General features: G+C 44.3%; 17 protein-coding genes. 13 read left to right on the forward strand and 4 right to left on the reverse strand.

What is annotated here, in order from left to right; genetic code table 11:
* The 3 genes from ychF (at position 1) to nifJ (ending at position 5815) form a co-directional block, all read left to right on the forward strand.
* Complete coding sequence (gene ychF, locus HGO97_RS02615; protein WP_216239127.1) at positions 1 to 1098, forward strand: redox-regulated ATPase YchF; 1098 nt, start codon at positions 1 to 3, stop codon at positions 1096 to 1098.
* A 51-nt stretch (positions 1099 to 1149) separates the two neighbouring features.
* Positions 1150 to 2097 carry a prolipoprotein diacylglyceryl transferase gene (gene lgt / locus HGO97_RS02620; RefSeq protein ID WP_216239129.1) on the forward strand — a complete coding sequence of 316 codons (948 nt, stop codon included), beginning with the start codon at positions 1150 to 1152 and terminating at the stop codon, positions 2095 to 2097.
* Between the two features lie 175 nt (positions 2098 to 2272).
* On the forward strand, positions 2273 to 5815 hold the full coding sequence (gene nifJ, locus HGO97_RS02625) for a pyruvate:ferredoxin (flavodoxin) oxidoreductase (RefSeq protein ID WP_216239132.1): 3543 nt from the start codon (positions 2273 to 2275) through the stop codon (positions 5813 to 5815).
* A 69-nt stretch (positions 5816 to 5884) separates the two neighbouring features.
* Here the strand turns inward: nifJ and HGO97_RS02630 are convergent, their stop codons facing one another.
* Positions 5885 to 7033 (reverse strand): sugar ABC transporter substrate-binding protein, encoded by a 1149-nt coding sequence (locus tag HGO97_RS02630; protein WP_216239134.1) that lies wholly within the window; start codon positions 7031 to 7033, stop codon positions 5885 to 5887.
* A gap of 353 nt (positions 7034 to 7386) precedes the next feature.
* Here HGO97_RS02630 and HGO97_RS02635 point away from each other — a divergent pair, with 353 nt between their 5' ends.
* The 9 genes from HGO97_RS02635 to HGO97_RS02675 all read left to right on the forward strand — a co-directional run bounded on the left by HGO97_RS02635 (position 7387) and on the right by HGO97_RS02675 (position 17619).
* On the forward strand, positions 7387 to 8340 hold the full coding sequence (locus HGO97_RS02635) for an aldo/keto reductase (RefSeq protein ID WP_216239136.1): 954 nt from the start codon (positions 7387 to 7389) through the stop codon (positions 8338 to 8340).
* 25 nt (positions 8341 to 8365) lie between these two features.
* Positions 8366 to 9898: a sugar ABC transporter ATP-binding protein gene (locus tag HGO97_RS02640; protein ID WP_216239137.1), complete on the forward strand. Its 1533-nt coding sequence runs from the start codon at positions 8366 to 8368 to the stop codon at positions 9896 to 9898.
* Entirely contained in the window at positions 9891 to 10889 is a 999-nt protein-coding gene (locus HGO97_RS02645) for an ABC transporter permease (protein WP_216239138.1), read from the forward strand. Before HGO97_RS02640 ends, HGO97_RS02645 begins: the two co-directional genes overlap by 8 nt.
* 18 nt (positions 10890 to 10907) lie before the next feature.
* Complete coding sequence (locus tag HGO97_RS02650) at positions 10908 to 11891, forward strand: ABC transporter permease (RefSeq protein ID WP_216239139.1); 984 nt, start codon at positions 10908 to 10910, stop codon at positions 11889 to 11891.
* A 22-nt stretch (positions 11892 to 11913) separates the two neighbouring features.
* The gene (locus HGO97_RS02655; protein WP_216239141.1) at positions 11914 to 12969 is read left to right on the forward strand and encodes a 2-hydroxyacid dehydrogenase; all 1056 of its coding nucleotides are present in this window, start codon (positions 11914 to 11916) and stop codon (positions 12967 to 12969) included.
* Position 12970: 1 nt separating this feature from the next.
* Positions 12971 to 14449 carry an FGGY-family carbohydrate kinase gene (locus HGO97_RS02660; protein ID WP_216239143.1) on the forward strand — a complete coding sequence of 493 codons (1479 nt, stop codon included), beginning with the start codon at positions 12971 to 12973 and terminating at the stop codon, positions 14447 to 14449.
* Positions 14450 to 14526: 77 nt separating this feature from the next.
* The gene (locus tag HGO97_RS02665) at positions 14527 to 15429 is read left to right on the forward strand and encodes a class II fructose-bisphosphate aldolase (protein ID WP_216239145.1); all 903 of its coding nucleotides are present in this window, start codon (positions 14527 to 14529) and stop codon (positions 15427 to 15429) included.
* A 20-nt stretch (positions 15430 to 15449) separates the two neighbouring features.
* Positions 15450 to 16511: a zinc-dependent alcohol dehydrogenase gene (locus HGO97_RS02670; RefSeq protein WP_216239147.1), complete on the forward strand. Its 1062-nt coding sequence runs from the start codon at positions 15450 to 15452 to the stop codon at positions 16509 to 16511.
* Between the two features lie 157 nt (positions 16512 to 16668).
* The gene (locus tag HGO97_RS02675) at positions 16669 to 17619 is read left to right on the forward strand and encodes a sugar-binding transcriptional regulator (protein ID WP_216239149.1); all 951 of its coding nucleotides are present in this window, start codon (positions 16669 to 16671) and stop codon (positions 17617 to 17619) included.
* A gap of 407 nt (positions 17620 to 18026) precedes the next feature.
* Here HGO97_RS02675 and HGO97_RS02680 read toward each other — a convergent pair whose 3' ends face one another.
* A complete protein-coding gene (locus HGO97_RS02680; RefSeq protein WP_216239151.1) occupies positions 18027 to 18950 on the reverse strand; it encodes a magnesium transporter CorA family protein in 924 nt (307 codons plus the stop codon).
* A 206-nt stretch (positions 18951 to 19156) separates the two neighbouring features.
* Between HGO97_RS02680 and HGO97_RS02685 the strand changes: the two genes are divergently transcribed.
* Complete coding sequence (locus tag HGO97_RS02685) at positions 19157 to 20830, forward strand: MutS-related protein (protein ID WP_216239153.1); 1674 nt, start codon at positions 19157 to 19159, stop codon at positions 20828 to 20830.
* 80 nt (positions 20831 to 20910) lie between these two features.
* Here HGO97_RS02685 and HGO97_RS02690 read toward each other — a convergent pair whose 3' ends face one another.
* Positions 20911 to 22353, reverse strand: a complete 1443-nt coding sequence (locus tag HGO97_RS02690; RefSeq protein ID WP_216239155.1) for a radical SAM/SPASM domain-containing protein — start codon at positions 22351 to 22353, stop codon at positions 20911 to 20913.
* A 28-nt stretch (positions 22354 to 22381) separates the two neighbouring features.
* Entirely contained in the window at positions 22382 to 23290 is a 909-nt protein-coding gene (locus HGO97_RS02695; RefSeq protein WP_216239156.1) for a hypothetical protein, read from the reverse strand.
* Between the last annotated feature and the right edge of the window lie 189 nt (positions 23291 to 23479).

The following is a 23479-nucleotide window of genomic DNA, read 5'->3' on the forward strand; positions in this document are numbered from 1 at the left end:
ATGAAATTAGGCATCGTTGGTCTTCCCAATGTAGGAAAAAGTACACTGTTTAATTCATTGACAAAGGCTGGGGCGGAGTCTGCGAACTATCCGTTCTGTACGATCGACCCGAATGTGGGCGTTGTTACCGTACCGGACAAGCGTCTGGATGTCCTGGGAGAAATGTATCACACAAAGAAGATCGTTCCGGCGGCGATTGAATTCGTTGATATTGCCGGATTGGTAAAAGGTGCATCCAAAGGAGAGGGCCTGGGCAACCAGTTTCTTGCGAACATCCGTGAGGTAGATGCAATCGTGCATGTAGTAAGATGTTTTGAGGACAGCAACATTGTACATGTGGATGGTACGATCGATCCCCTCCGTGACATTGAGACAATCAATCTGGAGCTTATTTTCTCTGACCTGGAGATTCTGGAAAGAAGAATTGCCAAGACAACGAAGGTGGCAAGGAATGACAAAGCAGCAGCAAAAGAGCTTGCGCTTTTGGAACGTATTAAGGCACATCTGGAAGAGAATAAGATGGCTAAGAGTTTTACCACAGATGATGAGGATGAGCAGGGATGGCTCACGAGTTATAATCTGCTGACCTATAAGCCAGTGATTTTTGCAGCGAATGTCACAGAGGATGATCTGGCAGATGACGGCGCGAATAATGCCGGGGTACAGGCAGTGCGTGAATATGCGGAACAGGAAGACTGCGAAGTCTTCGTAGTATGCGCGCAGATCGAGCAGGAGATCGCTGAACTCGATGACGAAGAGAAAAAGATGTTTTTGGAAGATTTAGGTTTAGAAGAGTCAGGACTGGAAAAACTCATAAAAGCAAGCTATCATCTTCTTGGCTTGATTAGTTACCTGACAGCCGGAGAGCCGGAAGTGCGAGCATGGACTATCACAAGAGGGACCAAGGCGCCGCAGGCGGCTGGTAAGATTCATACAGATTTCGAACGAGGCTTCATCCGAGCAGAGGTCGTCAGCTATGATGACCTGATGGCATGCGGCACACACGCGGCAGCAAAAGAGAAAGGGCTTGTCAGACTGGAAGGGAAGGAATACGTGGTACAGGACGGCGATATCATATTGTTCCGCTTTAACGTGTAAAAAGGGGACTGACCCTTTTGAATTTCGACCCGATTGGAAGGAGTATGCAGTATGCATTATAATATTAATTTCCCGCATCTTGGCATTCATCTGGAGCATGTGGGAAAATCGATTTCGGTTTTTGGATTCGAAATCGCTTACTATGGTATCATCATCGGGACTGCAATCCTGATTGGATTTTTGATTGCGACATCTGAGGCGAAGCGGACGAGACAGAACCCTGAGGATTATCTGGATATGGGAATCATCGGGGTGATCTGTGGGATTGCCGGGGCCAGGATCTATTATGTGGCCTTTTCCTGGGACATGTATAAGGATAACCTTCTGGAAATCCTGAATCTGCGGGAAGGCGGGCTTGGGATATACGGCGGTGTGATCGCCGCGGTGATTACAGTCATCATATGTGCCAAGGTCAAACGTTTGAGTGCTCCGCAGATTTTTGATACGATCGCAATGGCACTTGTGAATGGACAGATGCTGGGGCGCTGGGGGAATTTCTTCAACAGAGAGGCCTTCGGGGAATACACAGACAGCTTGTTTGCCATGCAGCTGCCGCTGGATGCGGTGCGCAGCAGTGATGTGACAGAGTTGATGCGAAAGAATATCCAGGTGGTGGACGGTGTCAGCTACATCCAGGTACATCCTACATTTTTGTATGAGTCGCTCTGGTGCTGCGCGGTGTTCATTCTGTTGTTCGTATATAGAAAACACAAGAAATATGAAGGCGAGCTGTTCCTTCTGTATCTGTTCGGATATGGGCTTGGAAGAGCATGGATTGAAGGGCTGAGAACGGACCAGCTTTTGATACCTGGAATCGGCCTTCCGGTGTCACAGGTATTAGCGGGCGTGATTGTTGTAGTAACAGGAGTGATGCTGCTCTACCTGCGGAAGAACCATAAAAGGATGCCATTCTTAACGGGCGGTAAGATCTATGAACCAATGCCGGATAAACCGGTGGGGAAGAAGCGGCCGAAAGGGAAGGACAGGCTTTTTAAATAAGAGGTGAGATACGGGTGTAGGACACATGAAAAATGTTTCCTGCGCCCGTTTGTTGTACGGGAAAATAAACAAAAAAATGGGACAGCCTCTATAGACTTTTATACTTTTTGGCGATATAATTAAAACACATGTGAAAAAATTAATTTTACAATGTAATTTTAAGGAGGAACAAAAAATGGCAAGAAAAATGAAGACCATGGATGGTAACCAGGCAGCAGCTCATGTTTCCTATGCGTATACAGAAGTTGCAGCGATTTACCCAATTACACCGTCATCCGTTATGCCAGAACATATCGATGAATGGGCTACCGAGGGCAGAGAGAACATTTTCGGACAGACAGTACAGGTAACAGAGATGCAGTCCGAAGCAGGTGCAGCCGGAGCTGTGCATGGATCCTTAGCAGCAGGAGCTTTAACTACTACATTTACAGCATCACAGGGATTACTGCTGATGATTCCTAACTTATATAAAGTAGCAGGTGAACAATTACCAGGTGTATTCAACGTATCCGCACGTGCGATTGCAAGCCACGCACTGTCAATCTTCGGTGATCACTCTGACGTATATGCATGCCGCCAGACAGGTGCAGCTATGCTTTGTGAATCAAGTGTACAGGAAGTTATGGACCTGACAGCAGTTGCACACTGTGCAGCACTGGAAGGAAAGATTCCATTCATCAACTTCTTCGACGGATTCAGAACATCTCACGAGATCCAGAAGATCGAGACATGGGATTACGAAGACCTGAAAGACTTAGTGAACATGGACGCTATCGATGAATTCCGTGCACACGCACTGAACCCGAACCACCCATGCCACAGAGGTTCCGCTCAGAATCCTGACATCTTCTTCCAGGCAAGAGAAGCATGTAACCCATATTACGATGCTCTTCCGGGAATCGTTCAGAATTACATGGACAAGGTCAACGCTAAGATCGGTACAGATTACAAGCTGTTCAACTACTATGGAGCAGAGGACGCAGAAAGCGTAATCGTTGCTATGGGTTCTGCTTGTGATACAATCGAAGAGACTATCGATTACATGCTTGCAGCTGGCGAGAAAGTCGGAGTTGTTAAGGTTCGCCTTTACAGACCATTCTGTGCAGAAGCGCTCATCAATGCAATTCCTGACACAGTAAAGAGAATCTCCGTACTCGACAGAACAAAAGAGCCAGGTGCTCTTGGAGAGCCATTATACCTGGACGTTGTTGCTGCACTTAAAGGATCTAAGTTCGATGCAGTTCCTGTATTCACAGGACGTTACGGATTAGGTTCCAAAGATACAACACCGGCTCAGATCGTTGCTGTATTCCACAACACAGAGAAGCAGAAATTCACAATCGGTATTGAAGATGATGTGACAAATCTGTCTCTGGATGCAGGCGCTCCGCTTGTTACAACTCCAGAAGGAACAATCAACTGCAAGTTCTGGGGACTTGGAGCAGACGGTACAGTTGGAGCTAACAAGAACTCCATCAAGATCATCGGTGACAACACAGACATGTATGCACAGGCTTACTTCGACTATGACTCCAAGAAGTCCGGTGGTGTAACAATGTCTCACTTACGTTTTGGTAAGAAACCGATCAAATCCACATACCTGATCAGACAGGCTAACTTTGTAGCATGTCACAACCCATCTTATATTGACAAATATAACATGGTTCAGGAACTGGTTGACGGCGGTACATTCCTTCTGAACTGCCCATGGGATGCAGAAGGTCTTGAGAAGCACTTACCAGGACAGGTAAAAGCATATATCGCAGACCACAACATCAAGTTCTACACAATCGATGGTATTAAGATCGGTAAAGAGATCGGACTTGGCGGACGTATCAATACAGTTCTTCAGTCAGCATTCTTCAAACTGGCAGCAATCATTCCAGAGGAAGAAGCAATCGACCTGATGAAGAAAGCAGCGAAAGCTACTTACGGAAGAAAAGGTGACAAGATCGTACAGATGAACTACGATGCAATCGATGCTGGTGCTAAGCAGGTTGTTGAAGTAGCTGTACCAGAGAGCTGGAAGAGCGCTGAGGATGAAGGACTTACAACACCTCACGTTGACGAGAGCGGAAGAAAAGATGTTGTTGATTTCGTTAAGAACATCCAGGCTAAAGTCAATGCTCAGGAAGGTAACTCACTTCCAGTATCTGCATTTAAGGATTATGTTGATGGTTCTACACCGTCAGGTACATCCGCATACGAGAAACGTGGTATCGCAGTAGATATCCCGGTTTGGAAGCCAGAGAACTGTATCCAGTGTAACCGTTGTGCATATGTCTGCCCACACGCAGTTATCCGCCCGATTGCACTGACAGAAGAAGAGATGGCAAAGGCTCCGGAAGGACTTGCAACACTCGACATGACAGGTATGCCGGGAATGAAGTTCTCCATCACTGTATCAGCTTATGACTGTACAGGATGTGGATCATGTGCAAATGTCTGCCCAGGTAAGAAGGGTGAGAAGGCACTTGTTATGGAGAACATGGAAGCAAATGCAGGTGCTCAGGACTACTTCGACTATGGTACAGAGATCCCTGTAAAACCAGAAGTTGTTGCCAAGTTCAAAGAGACAACTGTTAAGGGAAGCCAGTTCAAACAGCCACTGCTCGAGTTCTCAGGAGCATGTGCAGGATGTGGTGAGACACCTTACGCTAAGTTAATCACACAGTTATTCGGTGAAAGAATGTACATTGCTAACGCAACAGGATGCTCCTCTATCTGGGGTAACTCTTCACCGTCTACACCATACACAGTAACACCAGAAGGCAAAGGACCAGCATGGTGTAACTCTCTGTTCGAAGATAACGCAGAGTTCGGATATGGTATGCTGCTCGCTCAGAACACAATCAGAGAGAGACTGAAAGGTGAAGTTGAAGCACTTGCCGAGACAGCTGAGAATGCAGATGTGAAAGCAGCTGCACAGGAATACCTGGATACTTTCTCATGCGGAGCTACCAATGGAACAGCTACAGATAAATTAGTAGCAGCTCTCGAAGCTTGCGGATGTGACAGAGCAGAAAAGGTTGACTTACTGAAGAACAAAGACTTCCTCGCTAAGAAGTCACAGTGGATCTTCGGTGGTGACGGATGGGCTTACGATATCGGATTCGGCGGTGTTGACCACGTATTAGCAAGTGGAAAAGACATCAACATCATGGTATTCGATACAGAAGTTTACTCCAACACAGGTGGACAGTCCTCCAAGGCTACAAAGACTGGTGCTACAGCACAGTTCGCAGCAGGCGGAAAAGAGACCAAGAAGAAAGACCTTGCAAGCATCGCAATGAGCTACGGCTATGTATACGTTGCACAGATCGCTATGGGTGCTGACTTCAACCAGACCGTAAAAGCAATTGCAGAGGCAGAGGCTTATCCGGGACCATCACTCATCATCGCTTACGCTCCATGTATCAACCATGGTATCAAGAAGGGTATGAGCAAGGCTCAGACAGAAGAGCAGTTAGCAGTAGAGTGCGGATACTGGAACAACTTCAGATACAATCCGGCAGCAGAAGGCGCTAAGTTCACACTGGACAGCAAAGAGCCTAACCTGGAGAACTACCAGGCATTCCTTGACGGAGAAGTTCGTTACAATGCACTTAAGAGAGCTAATCCAGAAAAGGCTGAGAAACTCTTCGCTCTGAATGAGAAGGAAGCTAAGGAAAGATACGCTTACCTTAAGAAACTGATCACTCTTTACGGAGAAGAATAAGAACTGACGGGATAAGTTCCCAACAGATAAAAGGCAGGTTCCCTGAAAAGGGGCCTGCCTTTTTTGAAATTAATCGGTCACTTCATAAATACCAGGGCCGTCTGTCCAGGTATACCATGCATCTTTTGCATCAGGACTTTCCCTATAATAATCGAATACAGAATGAATAGAATCTCCGGCAGCAGGACAGTTATCAACAGTTGTTACGATACCGGATGCGGTCATGTACTCGCCGGCCTTTGAAATAGCACAGTCTTTATCGCCAGGGTTCAGGCCTTCGACCTGGATGTCATGGATGACTTCGAAGGTCATATGTGTAAAATACTCAAATGGCTGGGAGTACGTGTATTTCAGTGGCGTATTGTTGCGGATATAACTCCATGTAGAGGAACCACCGTCAACGCCGGAAACGAAAGTCTTCTCTCCTTTTGCATCGCCGCCCTGTGTAATTGCTTCGGCAGCAGAAAGAGCGGGAGTGTCAGCGGAACAGAAGATAAAATTAAGGCTGTCTCCATATTGCTGCAGCCAAGTCTGGGCGATGGTATAACCTGCTGTATTCAGGTCGCCTGTGGATGCCAGATCGATGGAATCTAATAACTTGTAAGAGGAATTATCGTCGGCATAGGCCTTGGCTTCGTCGGCGCGCAGTGTTACGACCTCTGACATTCCGAGTTCAAATACCGCGTAATTCAATCCGTCAGGATGGTCCTTGGCAACTTGCTCCATGATTGCTTTCGATGCTTCCTTGTTATCCATGGTAGAGTTAGAGATGACTCCTTCAATGACACTATTGTCATTCGAGTAGATGCCGATACCTGCATCGCGGGCCTGTGCTACAAGGTCCTGATAGGAATCGAATGACTGTGTAACACCAATGATAATGGCGGTTGGGTTCTGGTTAATGGCATTTTGGAAATATTCGCGGAAATTATCTTCCTTTTCATAATTGATACATTGGTAATCCCAGCCCCGGTGTGCTGCCTCTATCGCAGCCTGCTGTTCGCAGCGGATATTGCTCTCGTCTGTAAGGTTAGAAACAAGATAAATAATGCTGACCTCATCCTCCTTGGCAATCGCCGGACGAGAGTAATCGTCAAAGGCTTCTGCCAAGCTGCTGCTGTCAGATGCGGATGAAGAGGAATCGGAAGAACCTCCACAGGCGGTCAGTGATAATACCAGTCCGATCGATAACAAAGTGCAAAGTGCTTTCTTTTTCATAAAATTTACCATCCTTTCAATCTTATACTATTTGGATTTATAGCATGTCCCCCGAAGTGCCGTTATTGTGTATTCCCTCCTTCCAATGATTTTGTATGTAGATTTTTGTGGTCATTTGTTCTTTTTAATGAGAAATTGATTTTTATAATTAGAACAAATGATGATTACAATGAACAAATGAACACTTCGTTTTCTTAAAATTATTATAAAACACAATTAAATGCTTGTCAATTGAATTATAATTGTTAAAAAGAAAACAAACAAAAAGTTTCGAAAGAACAATTGACACAATATATGAACATATGTTAACATCGAAGCATAGAAAGTAAACCAAAAGCAGAAGGAGGAAAATTATGCGTTACAAAACATTAGGAAAATCAGAGGTATCTGTATCGGCATTAACGATTGGGACATGGGCGATGGGAGGACTTGGTTATGGATCTGTTGAAAGGAAGGATTGTATCGCCGCCGTACATGCGATGCTGGATGCAGGAGTGAATCATATTGATACGGCTTGGGTGTATGGTCTAGGTGAGTCGGATAAGGTAGTGGGTGAAGCCATCAAAGGAAGAAGGGATAAGGTCCTGATCACGACCAAGTGTGGCTTTAGAAATCCGGCCGATGGAGTGGAACCTAATTTTCCGGATTGTTCTCCAGCGTGGATGACAACGTGTTTTGAGGAATCCCTAAAGAATCTGGGTACAGATTACGTAGACTATTTCCTGATTCATGTACCGGATGCGAATGTGCCATTTGAGGAGACAGCAGAATGTGTCAAAAGATGGCAGAAGGAAGGAAAGGTACGATTCCTGGGAGTTTCTAATTTTGGAATTGATGACATGGAAAGGATGGGAGAATATATCGATATTACGGCGGTACAGTCAGGATACTCTATGGTGTCACGTGGTGAGGAAGATAATATGATCTGGGCCAAGGAACATGATATCGGTGTTATGACTCATAGTTCTCTTGCAAGCGGGCTTTTGACAGGTGCCATCCGGGAATTGCCGAAACTTGCCGAGGATGATATCAGGAACCTTTATCAGTATCCGCATTTCCGTGAGCCGAGATTCTCACAGGTGATGGAACTATTAAAGACACTGGACAAAGTAGCGGCAGAGAGGAATGTGCCGGTCGCACAGGTGGCATTGAATTGGAATATACAGAAAGATTTTGTTACCACATCACTCTGCGGAGTCAGAAATGTAAAGGAAGCTTTGGAGAACTGCAAATGTACAGAATGGGAACTGACATCAGAGGAAATGGCAATGATCGATAAGGCGATTGATGAAACTGTCGGCAAATAGAAAATGAGATTGGCAGGTGGATACGATGGATAATCAGGCAATACTCCGCTTTGAGGGAGCGACCAAAAGATTTGGTGATTTTGTTGCCGTTGATCATGTTGATTTTGAAGTACATAACAAGGAAATCGTTTCTATAATCGGAGAAAATGGAGCTGGAAAGAGTACATTCTGCAAGATGCTGACGGGAGTTTATTCGATTGATGACGGTGATATGTATTTTGAAGGGAAAAAGGTGAGTTACAAGAACACAACAGAATCCATGAAGGCTGGAATCAGCATGGTCTATCAGGAACGTAACTTAGTGGGCATGCTGACAGGAGCACAGAATATTTGCCTTGGCCATGAGCCTGGAAAAGGAATACTCAGCGAACAGAAAGCTTATGAGAGGGCAGTGGAAATCAGGGAAAGACTGCATCTTAAGATTCCGCTGGATGTTCCGGTGGAGGAGCTTGGAGCGGGGGAGCAGCAGTTGATCGAGATTATGAGGTCCTTTTACAATAATCCGAAGGTCCTGATTCTCGATGAACCTACGGCATCACTGGGAGAAGGAGAAGTGGAGCCGTTCCTTAAGTTCATTAAAGAAATACGCAATGAGATGGATATAGCTGTGATTTTTATTTCACATAAAATAGAAGAACTATTTGCTATTTCTGACCGAATCGTCGTTCTGACAGATGGAAGAAACACTTTGACGGATAAGGTTGAGAATCTGACTCAGGTAAAGGTGATTACGGCAATGCTGCGGACAGGAAAGTCTTATGGAAGAGTGGAGGTCGTAAAAAAGGATTTTGAACAGCTTCCGGTTCTATTAGATGTGGATAAGATTAAATATGATGGAAGAGAGCACCATCTTAAATTTCAGATTCATAAAGGGGAAGTAGTTGGCTTTTATGGGTTAGTTGGATCGGGAAGAACAGAATGTGCAGAATCATTATTCGGCCTTAGAAAATCTGAAAAATCTTTTCAGTTCAATGGAGAGAACATTACAAAAGCAAATACAAGAGATATGATCGAAAAGGGATTGATCATGACACCGGAAAAGCGATCAAACGGTATCTTCAAAAGTCTCTCATTAGTGGATAATATCTGCAATCTATTTTTGAAAAAGAAGCTTGCCGGCAGAGGAATCGGGATCGTCAGCAGGGGAAAAAGCAGGGAATTTTCGAATCAGATCCTAAAAGACAACGATGTAAAGTATTATTCATCAGCCCAGGCGATTTCCGGCCTGTCAGGCGGGAATATACAGAAGATCATTATAGGGCGTTCCATTGCAATAGAGAATATACATGTTCTGATTTTGGATGAGCCGACAAATGGCATTGATGTTGGAGCGAAATTTGAAATTTATCAAAAAATCAGGCAGCTTACCGATCACAAAGAGGAAAGTAAACGCATTGGAATCTTATTTATTTCATCAGAAATTGACGAATTATTGAATGTCTGTGACAAGATCTATGTATTTGCAGATGGCAATATCATACAGGGATTTGACAGGCAGGAATTTGATAAACAAGATATTCTGAGTGTAGCGGTAAGGGGGAAACGGACGGATGAGTAAAAAATCATATGTGAGGAAAAAAACAGGTTTAAAGGAACAACTCCCCAGATTCTTTTTATTGATTGCATTACTTGTTATTGTCACGGTGTTCCGCTCGGTACAGCCCAGGTTTCTAATGCTGAATAATGTAATGAATCTGTTGGCGCTCAGTAGTATTGTAGGAGTGCTTGCACTGGGAAATATGGTACTGATGTCAGCAGGAGAAATGAGTTTCTCGATTGGAGCGCAGTGTACTTTAGTCGGTGCAGTATTTGGAAAGTTTCTCGCGGATGTCAATTCCAATTATGTGATCTTAGGTTTTTTAGCAGGAATTCTGGCATCTGTAGCAGTCGGGCTGGTGCTTGCATTGTTTACGATCAAAATAGGGGTTCCGACTTTTGTATGTACACTTGCACTGGCAACTGTTCTGGACGGGTGTACACAACTGTTGAACAATGGAACGACTCTCTATTCCAAGAATTGGCCGGATGCATTTAATCTGATGCAGTTGAAGCTTGGAAATGTCATTCCGACAGCCGTCCTGGTATTCTTCGGAATTGCGTTGCTCATGCATATCCTATATGAAAAAACGAGATTTGGAAGACATTTGTACGCGGTAGGGTCGAATCCAACTGCTGCAAATAATTCAGGGATATCGGTTCCTAAAATGAAGGTATCTGCGATGGTATTAAGCAGTGTGTTATGTGGGTTTGCCGGTATGATCGCCGCTTCCTATAACAACAGTGTGTCACTTACGATGGGATCGGAGCTGATGCTGCCTGCAATTGCGGCAACAATGCTCAGTGCGACTTTCCTGCAGCTTGGAAAATATAATGTGCCTGGCACGGTTCTTGCGGCGATTTTGATGATTGTCATTCAGAATGGGGTAATTAGTGCAGGATATCCGATTTATGTAAAGGATATCATTCAGGGAATTCTGCTGACACTTGCCGTTGCAATTATTGCTCTGATAAAAGAAGATGGGCTTCCAAGCGTCAAACTGGACAGTTAAGGAAAGGATGGGGTGGAAATGGAAAAAGTAAAAACGACAAGCACTAAAAGCTTTGGTACCATGTTCGCAAAACGCTGGCTTTTGTTCTTTGTGGCTGCAGTTACGATCATTTTTGGTATGATTTCTCCTGCTTTCCTTCAGATGAAGAATCTTCTGAATATTCTATGCAATGCGTGTATCGTCGGTGTTATGGGGGTAGGTCTCACCTGCATTTTTGCCACTGGTGAACTAGACTTTTCTGCTGGTTCCCAGGTCTCTTTAGCATCCTGTCTGATGGCAGTTATTTTAGGCAGAACAGGGATACACAGTTATTTGGCGGCGGTGGTTCTGACGCTCGGCGTGCTGGCCTGTGTTGGACTTTATAATGCTTTTCTTCATGTAAAGATCGGCATACCAGCTTTTATCGCCACATTAGGTACGTCTTACCTTGTGAAAGGAATCGCAAAAGCGTTGACAGGGAGCAAGAATGTAAACAATCTTCCAGAATGGCCCGATGTGTTCACTTTTATGGGACAGGGATATCTTTTCGGAGTGATTCCGATGCCGGTAATTATACTGGTGATCGTTGGGGCAGTCGTTCTGTTCTATACCGAATATACACGCGCCGGCAAATATTTATATGCAGTAGGGTCCAATCCGACAGCCTGCGATTATATCGGTATTGATGGAAAAATGCAGAAAATAAAAGGTTTTTTTATTACAGCATTACTTTGCGGCCTGGCCGGAATCATGCAAGGCTCTCAGATGAATGCAGCTTCCCCTACACTGGGTGAAAATATGTTCGTCCCAGCCCTGACAACTGTTTTTCTGGGCGCGACTTATGGAAAAATTGGAGTATTTAATGTTCCGGGCACGTTAGTCGGTGCGGTCTTATATGCATTGATCAATCAGGGACTTCTGATGATCACAAGTGAATTATGGCTGAAGGATTACGTACAGGGCGGCATGCTTCTCTTTGCTCTGGTCATGGTGATTGTGATACGTAAGGTTGGAAATAAGTAAAATACAAAGGAGAGTGTGGAAGATGACGAAAATAGTTTTTGTCTCAGAAGGATTCATCACGCTGAAGGATTTAAAGGAACGGAAGATTCCTCAAATGTTTGATGAATTTAAAGAATATGGAGTAGAGTTTGCTTATACGGAAGATACAGGTGCTAAAGATACGGTTGGAGGAAATCTGCGGGAAGCCAATTTAAGACTTGAGAAGGAGGGACCGAACTGGGTAGTACATAGCCCAGAGTTCTTACAGTCGATTGCAGATGCGGATATCATTATCATGCATTATTCAGGGGCCAGCAGGGCGTTTTTTGAAGCGGCACATCAGTTAAAATTACTTTTGGTCATGCGAAGCGGAGTTGAGAATGTGGATATGGAGGCCGCAGAAGAGCACGGGGTCACGGTCTGTGCATCACCTGGGCGGGCAGCAGAGCCTGTTGCGGACTTTGCAGTTACTTTGATGCTGGCATTAATGCGTACACTGCCTGTGAATAATATGGGCGGCAGCGGAAAGTGGAAAGATTCTGTGATGGGAACCGAGGGAATGATGAAGAATGCTACGGTAGGACTGCTCGGTTTTGGTGCAATCGCGCAGAAGGTAGCAGTAAGACTGAAAGGGTTCGGATGTCATATAATATCCTATGATCCATGGGCTAAGAAAGAGGCAGCAGAAGAGTTGGAAGTCGAGCTGGTGGATACAATTGAAGAATTATTCCAGAGGTCTGATTTTCTTTCTGTACATGCAAGGCTGACAAATGAGAACCATGGATTGATTAATAGGGAACTGCTCAGTCAGATGAAGCCGACTGCCTATTTGGTCAATACGGCAAGGGCTGGACTGATTAATGAAAAGGATTTGATCAATGCATTGGAAAATCATGTGATTGCAGGTGCCGGAATCGATGTCTTTTCTTTGGAACCGCTTCCAGAAGGGCATCCGTTCCTTACTTTGGACAATGTCATTGCAACTCCTCATGTAGCAGGGAATGGCGGCGATTTTATTCTTCGTTCGATTGAGAGTCCGATCAATGAAATCCGTCACTATTTCAAAGGAGAACCATATTCATTTAGGATGAACCGATAAGATGGAAAAAAAGTATTTTTTGTCAATAGACAGAGGTCAGAGTGCGATTAAAGCAGCATTTTTAAATTTAAATGCGGATATATGTTATATGGAGTCTGTTGAATGCCAGCCGATTCAGAGCCCAAATCCCGGTTGGGCACAGCAGGATATGCAGCTCATATGGGAACAGACTGTGTATGTCATACGACAACTGTTAGAACACAGCGGTGTAAAGCCGGAGGAGGTTGCAGCAATCTCATTCTCTGGGCAGGGGGGAGGTAATTTTCTCATATCTGCGGATGGGCAGCCTGTGTATCCGGGAGTGTTGTCGATGGACAGGCGTCACGAGGAAGTTGACTTCGAAGACAAGAAACAGACGGAGATTCCAAGGACCATCGCTTTTATGGTCTGGTTGAAAGAAAAATGTCCAGAGGTATACCACAAAACAAGGTGGATTCTAGGAAGTAAAGACTGGATTCGCTACTGCCTGACGGGCAATGCTCATGCAGATAGATCGGATGCCCCAGCTCCGGTGGAGGAGTCAACAGGAGAGTATCAAAAGGATTCTATGGTAAGAGCAGGGATTCCTGAATGTGCAGATAAGCTTCCACCTTTGAAATATGCAAGTGAAATATGCGGCAGAGTGACTCGAAGGGCAGCTAAAGAGACTGGATTACTGGAGGGGACTTACGTTGTCGCGGGAGCTCATGATATGATTGCATGCTCTATAGGGTGCGGTGGACGCAGACAGGGGCATTTGACGATCATTATGGGAACAATGGGAATCAACATTGCTGTATTGGATAAAAATACAGGACTCAATAAATATAGATCGGGAGAATGCTTTGAATTTGGCGGCGTGTCAGAAGGATTAAAGATGGTGACTACATCCATCGGCAGCGGCTGCTATACGGTAAATTGGATGCTGGAGCTACTTTTTGAGAAGGAGCTGGAGGAGGCAGAGAAAAGAAAAATCAATATCTTCACGCTGCTAGAAGAAAGACTGCTCGAACGAGAGCCGTCCAGCCTGATCTTCCAACCGTATTTACTTGGAACTTTTTATAATGGAAAAGCAAAGGCGGGAATATTGGGCATCTCTGATCAGACAACAAGGGAAGATATCCTCCTGGCGCTGTTCGAAGGTGTGTGCGTATCTATGTGTATGGAGATTGAAAGGCTGGAGGAAATTGCACAGAGCACATTTGACGACATCTGGCTGACCGGAGGTGGGAGCAAAAGCCGAATTTGGGGACAGATGTATGCGGATATTCTAAGACGTCCGGTAAAAATAGGAAAAACAGGGGAGGCTGGGTGTCGGGGGGCGGCAGTCTGCGCCGGAATTGCAACAGGTCATTTTGATCTTGAAGAAAATTTTCCGGTTCCCGAGGTAGAGAAAATTTATTATCCCCGTGAGGAGATTGTAAAAACATATAAAAAACAGCTCCAGATTTATAAACAGGCGTATCGACATTCTGCTGACCTGTGGGAAGAGCAGAAGTGATGCAAAGAGAACAATGAACAGGAAAGAGCGGATTTGGAAGATCCGCCAGACAAAATTATTATTCAGGAGGTATCATTATGTTAGTATCTATGAAAGAAATTCTTGACAGGGCAAGTGCTGAAAATTATGCGGTAGCGGCTCCGGTATGCCAGACAGAGTTTAATGCCCGTGTGGCAATAAAATGTGCGGAGGAAATGAATGCACCGATCATTCTTTTGATTCCGCTGATTTTTGATTACGATGTGGATCTGTTCGGCAGATATTTAAAAGAGCTGGCAGAGGCGGCAAGTGTTCCGGTAGCTGTGAATCACGACCATGGTTCTGACTTTGAATCGGCAGTGGCCTGTATACGGGCAGGTTTTTCTTCCATCATGGTAGACCGGTCAGAACTTCCGTTTGAGGAAAATGCAGCTCAGGTCAGGGAACTGGTAAAGGTGGCACATGCCGTGGGAGTTTCTGTGGAAGCAGAGCTAGGGCATGTTGGAAATGCAGGTTCTTATGATGTGGACCGGGATGCTGCACTGACAGAACCAGAACTGGCAAAAAGATTTATTGAGGAAACTGGAATTGACTGTCTTGCGGTGGCGATTGGAACGGCTCATGGGGCTTATAACAAAGGCCAGGTTCCATATTTGGATTATGAGCGGCTCGCGGAGATTAAAAAAGTGACAAATAATTTCCCATTAGTGCTCCATGGCGGTTCCGGCACAGGGGATGAGGCTCTTGGAAAAGTAGCCAAAATGGGAATTAACAAGGTGAATATTGGCTGTGAATTGTTCCAGTCGGCAATCGAAGCAATAAAAGGTGCAGATACAGAAGGAAGCGGAGCTTATGGTTTTGCGAACATCATAGAAGAGGGCTATGGTTCCCGTGTAAAACATTTTATCCGTGTCTTGGATTCGCAGGACCGTGCATGGAAGCCGGAAGATAGATCAGGAAAAAGAGAAAAAGTGGAAATCACAAAAGATACCATTTTATAATAGAAGGGAGATCTAGTCGCATGAAAGGTCTAGTGTTATATGAACGTGGAAAAACAGAATTTCGTGAAGTACCAAGGCCGGTCTGCGGGGACAGAGATATCATCATAAAAGTAGAATCAGCAGCAATCTGCGGAGGTGATGTACACTTTTATAATGGCTCGCTGGACCTCGGGAATTATCCGATTGTATTAGGGCATGAATTCGCAGGTATCATCTCTGAGATGGGTCCGAATGCGGATAAGCATTGGAAAGTAGGAGACCGGGTGGTTTCTGAAAATACGGCTTCTGTATGTGGAAGATGTCCATCCTGTGAAAAAGGAAATTTTGTCAACTGCCCTCAAAGAAGGACTATGGGATGTGATTCTGATGGAGCATTTACAGAATATGTAAAGGTATCGGGCGACCTTATGGCGGTATATCCAAATTGTTTGTTCCATCTGCCGGATGAGATACCGATGGAGATCGCGCCACTTTTAGAACCGGCAGCAAATGCATATATGGCGGTTGTTCAGGAAGGCCAGCTCATGCCGGGAGAAAATGTAGTGGTATTTGGTGCAGGAGCATTGGGACTGTTCAGTGTACAGATGGCAAAAATAGCCGGGGCTGCCAATATCATACTGGTAGGAATGCCGTCTGATCAGAGTTCCAGACTGCCCTGTGGACTGAAGGTAGGGGCGACTCATACACTAATCAACCAAAATCAGGATGAATTACAAGAAGAAATCAATCGAATCTGCGGAACAAGCGGTGTATCCTTAGTGGTTGATGCGGCAGGGGCACCGAGCGTGCTAAAGCAGGCAGTTGGAATTGCGCGCAATGACGCTAATATTGTAAGAATTGGGATGAATGACCAGCCTTATGGATATGGTCTGAATGAAGTGAATGTAAAGTCCTTGAACATCATAGGGCACATGGGATATAATACTACATCATGGAGATGTGTGATAAATCTTGCAAAAGCAGGAAAACTAGATTTAAGGACAATGGTCAGTCATCGGCTGCCGTTAAGCCGGATCAAAGAAGGGTTTGAAATGCTTAAGGAACAGACCGCAATCAAGATCATTCTGGACCCTGGAAAATAAAGCTTATGTTCGTTGGCATCCTAGTCAGCAGCACAGTCGATTCATTTCTTAGATGGGAATGGAAAAATGGATGAAATTACCAGGTAGAGATGATATAATACAACCAAGTGGTCAGTAAACAGAACGCTTATGAATAAAGACAATGAGGAGAGGAAATTTGAAATCAGCAGTCGTCAGCAGTCTTGATACAAAGGTTAAGATTGCAAATATGTATTATAAAGAAAATATGTCGCAGCAGGAGATCGCAGAAGCACTGGACATGTCTAGAACCACAGTTTCCCGGATCTTAAAGAACTGCTTGGATGAAGGGATTGTAAGTATACACATTAAGAATACCTCGACTTATCAGTATGAACTGGAATTACAGGTGAAAAAGAAGTATGGATTGAAGCATGTGTGTGTGGTAAGCAATCAGGATAAAAAGAATAAAGTAATACAGGAAATTGGGAATGCGACGGCGGATTATCTTAAAGAAATTATAGACCGTCCTGTTCGAATCGGTGTATCGATGGGAAGTACAGTTGCAGGAGTCATCTCTCAATTGAAGCCGATCGAGAATAATAATGTGGAGGTCTTCCAGCTCTCCGGTGATGTCAATCATCAGATGAGTAATTGTTCTTCATTCCTGACGATTGAAACTGCGCGGATTTTAAGGGGAGTTCCTCACGCGATGCATGTGCCGCTTTTGGTGCACACGAAGGTGCTGCGCGATCTTCTCTTGGAAGAACCTCTTAATAAGCAGCATTTTCAGGAAATCAGAAAACTGGATATTGCCTTGGTCGGAATCGGTACTATGGATGCGATTCTGCCGGAGACGAGTGATACCTGGTATACGTACGAGAATGACAAAGCAAATCTATTGGAACAAAATGCGGTTGGAGATATCTGCGGTGTATGGCTTGATGAAGATGGAGCCTTATGTGAGACGGATATTCAGGATAGGACGATTGCCGTTTCATTGGATGTACTGAAGCAGGTTCCATATGTCATAACAGTAGCATGCGGCAGGAATAAGAAACGAATTGCCAAAGCGGTATTGAAGGGTAGATACACAAATGTGCTGATGATAGATGAAGCGTTAGCCTGTGCACTGCTTGAGGATGACTAGGATCCGGGGAAAGATGGAATCAGAGAATAGGCAGATAAATTCCAAGGGATTCATAAAAGAAAAAGATTGTCAAAGGAGCTATTGGTGGGATATATACCATGGCTCCTTTTTCGAGTTTTTACGAAGTTAAAAGGTAAGATCCATTTTCATTCTACGATGATAAATCTGGGGAATTGATTCGATATAATATCTTTATGGCAAAGATGTTGGCCAGACATGCTGAGGACGGAAAAAAGTATTTATATGATATATTGGCAATAAAAAAAGAAAACGAGAAGCCCGCTTGATACACGGTGAAAACCCATTTCCTTTTCCATTATTTTATTCCTATCAATTCGAAAAGTCAAGAAAAAATATTTGGTTATTTAAACAGATAATGATATTAAAATCATTGTTTGTCGATTTCGTTAATCAAACCATTTTTTAATATGAAAGATCCAGAGCTCCAGCGCTATGATCAGCAGGCTGACAAGAATCACTACTGCGTATCCATATGGTGAGGAAAGTTCCGGCATGTTGATAAAGTTCATACCGTACCACCCAGCAATCAGGGACAGCGGCATGAACAAGGTTGTCACGATAGTCAGTACCTTCATGATCTGGTTCTGGCGGACATCTACCTGGGATTGGTGCATCTCACGGAGCTGCATGGAATATTCCTTGAGCATCTGGATATCTGAATACAGTCTGTCAGCCCGGTCTGTATATAGGCCGAAGAGAGGTGCAGTCTTATGTTTTGCTTTACCTGCTGGTGCTTCCTGGAGGGATTCTCCCATATCAGTCAATTGCTCGTAATAAGCGCCGAGCACGGCCAGCTCCTTACGAATATGGAGGATTGCCCTGTCAAATCCTTCGTCTTGGTTGTCTAAGAGCTGTTCTTCCAGCTTGGTCAAATTTTCTTCGAAATGTTGTAAGAAGAAAACATCGTCTTTGATCAAATATTCCATAAAGTCGAATAGAAAATGAAGCGGTGAAGAGGTTCCTTGGAGGGGAATCTCTTCTAATTGTGAAAGAATATTTGAGACAAAGTCTTGGTTGTCGATAAATACAAGGGAAGAATCTGTCAGGTAAAAACAGAAGCAGATTCTGCCAATGTTTGGGGCCTCTTTCCGGGGAATTGCAAATGTTCCCATTACACAGTCGCCCAGGATATCCGCTTTACAGTGATGAATATTGGTGAGATTCCTCTGCATGATCGGGAACTGGGGACTATCTTGGAACTGCTGTATATATTCTTCGGAGGTACGTACTTTTATGCAGATATCCTGCCCCTGGGGCGGTGTATCGCCTGTGAGGCGGGTTAGTTTTGGGGTAAGGATGTAATCAATCATAAAATGGCAGCTCCTTTTCATTTTTTTACATTGTAACACCTGGCAGGTGGGAAGTCCATAGGTCTACTTTTGATTCAAAAATACAATATAATTGACTGAAACAAACTTTAATTGATGGAAAAAAATGTATTGACAGTGGTCTTCATTAAGAGTAATATTGTATTAGTTCAATAATACAATATTACTCTTAATGAAGGAGGATCGATATGAATGAAATAAAATTTGTTGTAGGGATAGTAATTATATTTGTTCTGTTTTTCATCCTTCTGTCTTATTTAGACAAGTTGAGAAGGCTCCGTAAGATAAGAAAAAGGTTAGAGTACAATTACGGTCGCTGGAGAGAGGTGGAATATTCTGATGAGGTCCTGTCTGTAATTGGAGCATATACTCAGACAAAAGAGAAGATGATCGATGAGATCACCTGGAATGACCTGGATATGGATTCCCTTTTCTTATCGATCAATCATACATGGTCTTTTGCAGGAGAAGATTATCTATATCATCTGCTGCATATTCCACATATGGATCAGGAGGAGTGGAAGGTACAGGAAGAACTGATTGAATATTATCAGGAGCATGAAAAGGAGCGAACAGAGATGCAGCTCGAATTTGCCAGGATAGGAAAGAATCATGCATCGTCTGTTTATACCTATATTATGGACAGTATCAGTCTGAATACAAAGGTTCCTGCGATTCATTATTTGGCTTTTTTTGGCCTTATACTTTCTATCATATGTACGATTATTGAACCTGAAAAAGGATTTGGCATGTTTATTACTGTGATGGGGGCGAATATCGGGACTTATTTTTATAAACGAAAAGCATTGGAAAGTTCGATGCAGGCGCTTCAATATTTTAAAAGACTGGTAGAAGGCGCGAGACGAATTACAAAGAAGAGGCTCATTACCAATTCGGAATATCATGACAGGGTGGAAAGGGATTATAAAAAGCTGAAACGGCTTTTGGGAGCGAGCGGCTATTTCGGACCGGCCAATTGGGACAGTCCTTCATTGACAGAGATGCTTTTGGATTATATCCGTCTGGTCACTCATTTAGACTGTATCTTCTTCTATCAATGTATGAAAAGAATGGGACAGAATATTGATGTGGTGGAGGAACTGTTCACGGCAATGGGCTTTTTGGAAAGTATGATTGCGGTAGGCTCTTTAAGAGAAGCGCTTCCATATTGGTGCCGTCCTGAGTTTACAAAGGAAAAGGAACTTTATTTAAAGGATGCTTATCATCCCAGTCTGGAAGAACCGGTTCCGAATTCTATCAGGGCAATGAATGGGGTTCTGATTACAGGTTCCAACGCCTCTGGTAAATCCACATTTTTGAAGACTGTTGCATTGAATGCAATCCTGGCCCAGAGCCTTCACACTTGTGCGGCGCAAGAATACCGCGGGGCATGGTTCCACATTTTCTCTTCTATGGCCTTAAAGGATAACTTGTACAAAGGGGAGAGCTATTACATTGCGGAAATTAAGGCCTTAAAGCGTGTGATGGAGCCGGTGGAAGAAGCGGAGATTCTTTGTTTTGTGGATGAGGTGCTTCGTGGAACGAATACGGTAGAACGTATTGCAGCTTCCACACAGGTATTAAAAGAGTTTCGAAAGAAAGGAATTTTGTGCTTTGCGGCAACACACGATATCGAATTAACGTATTTGTTGGAAGGGGAATATGAGAATTATCATTTCCAGGAACAGGTCTTGGATGGTGAAATCGTATTTGATTATCTGCTCTATGAGGGCAGGTCCACTTCACGCAATGCGATACAGCTCCTTGAAATTCTTGGATATGATAAGGAGATCATTGATGGGGCAAAAGCAATGGTGGAAGGGTTCATGACGACTGGAAAGTGGAGCAATGAGCTTAAGTAAAATAAAGTGTGCGGACAGAAGGAGTAGTCCTTTCTGGTCCGCACATTTTATTTTGCGTTATAAACCGGATGATTGTTCTTTTATTTCTGGAGTCCGGTATTGTGGTTTGCCATCATTATCTTTACGTCTTCAATCAGATCTAAATCGCAGTATCCGGTCAGCTCGACTGCTTTCTGCAGATCTGCGATTCCTTCCTTTTCTTCGCCGAGGCGGAAACGGGCAATCGCGTATCCACGAAGCGCATAGGCATCCTGGTCATTTAGTTTCATGGCACTTTCGTTATCTGACTTGCACTGTTCATAGTTACCGCACATATATTCGCAGTAACCCTTGGCCTTATAGGCATCTGCACAATCGGGATTTAGAATGGTTACTTGCTTGAGGGCAAATGCAGCATCCTGGTATTTGCCTTGTGCCATTAGGGTCTGTGCCATATTTAAAAGCCCCTGCCAATCGGTAATATGTTGATATTTTTTCTCCATATGGTCGAGCTGCCAGTAATAGACACAGTACTGATTCTCAGAGTGAATGTCTCCATTCATCGTGAGCCTTGTGTTGGGACAACCGCCTAAGCATTTGGAGGCGTATACACAGGTATTACATTTCCCGGTCAGATCATCTCTGGTCATATTTCGTCTCCAGAGGAAAAGATCATCGTCCTCCCAAATCTCGCGCAGAGAACGTTCCCTGATATTTCCTTCGATGAATTCATCATCCCGGATGGAGGTACAGCCAAGGATATTGCCATTATGCAGAATCCCAAATCCACGGATACCGGCATTGCAGCCATCCCATAGAGGAACATCTGTCCGACCGTAGGAGATTTGTTTGATCTGCGTTTCCTGCTGGGTGTAGTACCCAATGCAGTCCGCCGGGAAGATTTTGATTTTCCCTTCCAAAGCGGTCTGATAGCAGAAATCAAGGATTTCATTTACCTGCTGTGGATCTAACACCCAGTCAGGACGTTCTTTTAGGTTCCCCATGGGAAGCCCTAATTGTACCTGCCAGGAATCTACGTTCATGCGAATGAGTTCTGTTTTGAGCTCTTCTAAAATACCAAGATTCTGTTTCGTGATTGTTGTAACAGCACCTGTCTGTATACCTTGTGCCTTTAAAGCGGCAAAAGCCTGTTCTGCATGCTCAAAAGCACCTTCTTTACGGATTTTATCGTGTATCGGTTTCGTTCCGTCAATGCTGATCGCGGCCGTGGAAATTCCACTCTTCTTTAAAGCTGCCGCCATATCGCTGTTCAGCATCCATCCGTTGGTGATGATATTTACTGCAACGCCTTTGGAATGCAGACGTTCGATCAGGGAAGGAAGGTCTTTCCGGGTCAGAGGCTCCCCGCCTGAAAGGGTGACCCACTTAAGCCCAAGACTGGCGATTTGGTCGCAAAGATTCAGTGCTTCCTCAGTTGTTAATTCGTCAGGCAGTGGCTCGGCACAGGAGGAACCACAGTGTCCGCATCTCATATTACATCCCATGGTTACTTCCCATACACAGGTAATTGGCTGATATTTCATATGCTGGTCCTTCTTTCTGATGTATTTCCTATCCGCAATATGGAAAACCATATTTTTCTACACTGTTTGTGACATAGACCATTCCGTAAGGCATTGCAGTCTTCATAGCATCACTGTCATTCCGAAGGAACGGCTGGTCAGTTGGTGCACAAGAGTTCCGAAGGAACGGCTGGTTGTCTGTGCCGCAGGTATTTCGAAGGAATGGCTGATTGTCAGGAGCACAGGAGTTCCGAAGGAATGGCTGGTTATCAGGAGCACAGGAGTTCCGAAGGAATGGCTGATTATCAGGAGTACAGGAGTTCCGAAGGAACGGCTGATTTACCTGGCCTGCCGCGTCATTATATCCGCAAGGATAACCATATTTCATAACAGGCGGCTGGTCAGGATAGCCATATTTCATGACTGGTGTCTGGTCCGCACAAGGATAGCCATATTTCACAACTGGCATCTGGTCTGCGCAAGGATAGCCATATTTCACAACGGGCATCTGGTCCGCGCAAGGATAGCCATATTTTACAACTGGCATCTGGTCCTCATAAGGATAGCCATATTTTCCAATTGGCATCTGATCCTGATCCGCACATGCATAACCATATTTCACATTTGCTATGGTATTTTCACTGTAAGGCACAAACTGCTGTTTATCTGCCGGAACAATCTGAACATCGACCGTATATGTATCCTTAATATCCTGTAGGTAGTGAGAAGCTGTTACCACAAATTCCAGAGTCAATGTCTGGTCGCAGGAACATGCTCCAAAATAAAACTTCTGATTTACAGGTCCGATAAAACGAGGGGACGGGACTGTATCTATCCCAAGCAGAACGACTCCCTTTGGGAGACTGCTCAAACACCAGCCATAATTTGAGGATCCAAGCATGGACTGCAATTCTACTACAAAAGTGGCACCCTGAGAAACTACGATACTTTGTGACATAATAAATTCCTCCATTCATTTGATTTTTTAGACACCAGAATCACTTGAAAATAACACGAATGTCTTATATGACCTGATTCTAACAGATATTTTTTTAAATACTACTTTTTGGCATTAAGAGCCCTTGGTTTGGCGTCAAATGCTGTTATCAGGACAGTAAAAATGGTTTATTATATAGACATGTGGATG

The organism is Faecalicatena faecalis (assembly GCF_012524165.2).
In the GTDB taxonomy this organism is placed as follows: Bacteria; Bacillota; Clostridia; order Lachnospirales; family Lachnospiraceae; genus Faecalicatena_A; species Faecalicatena_A faecalis.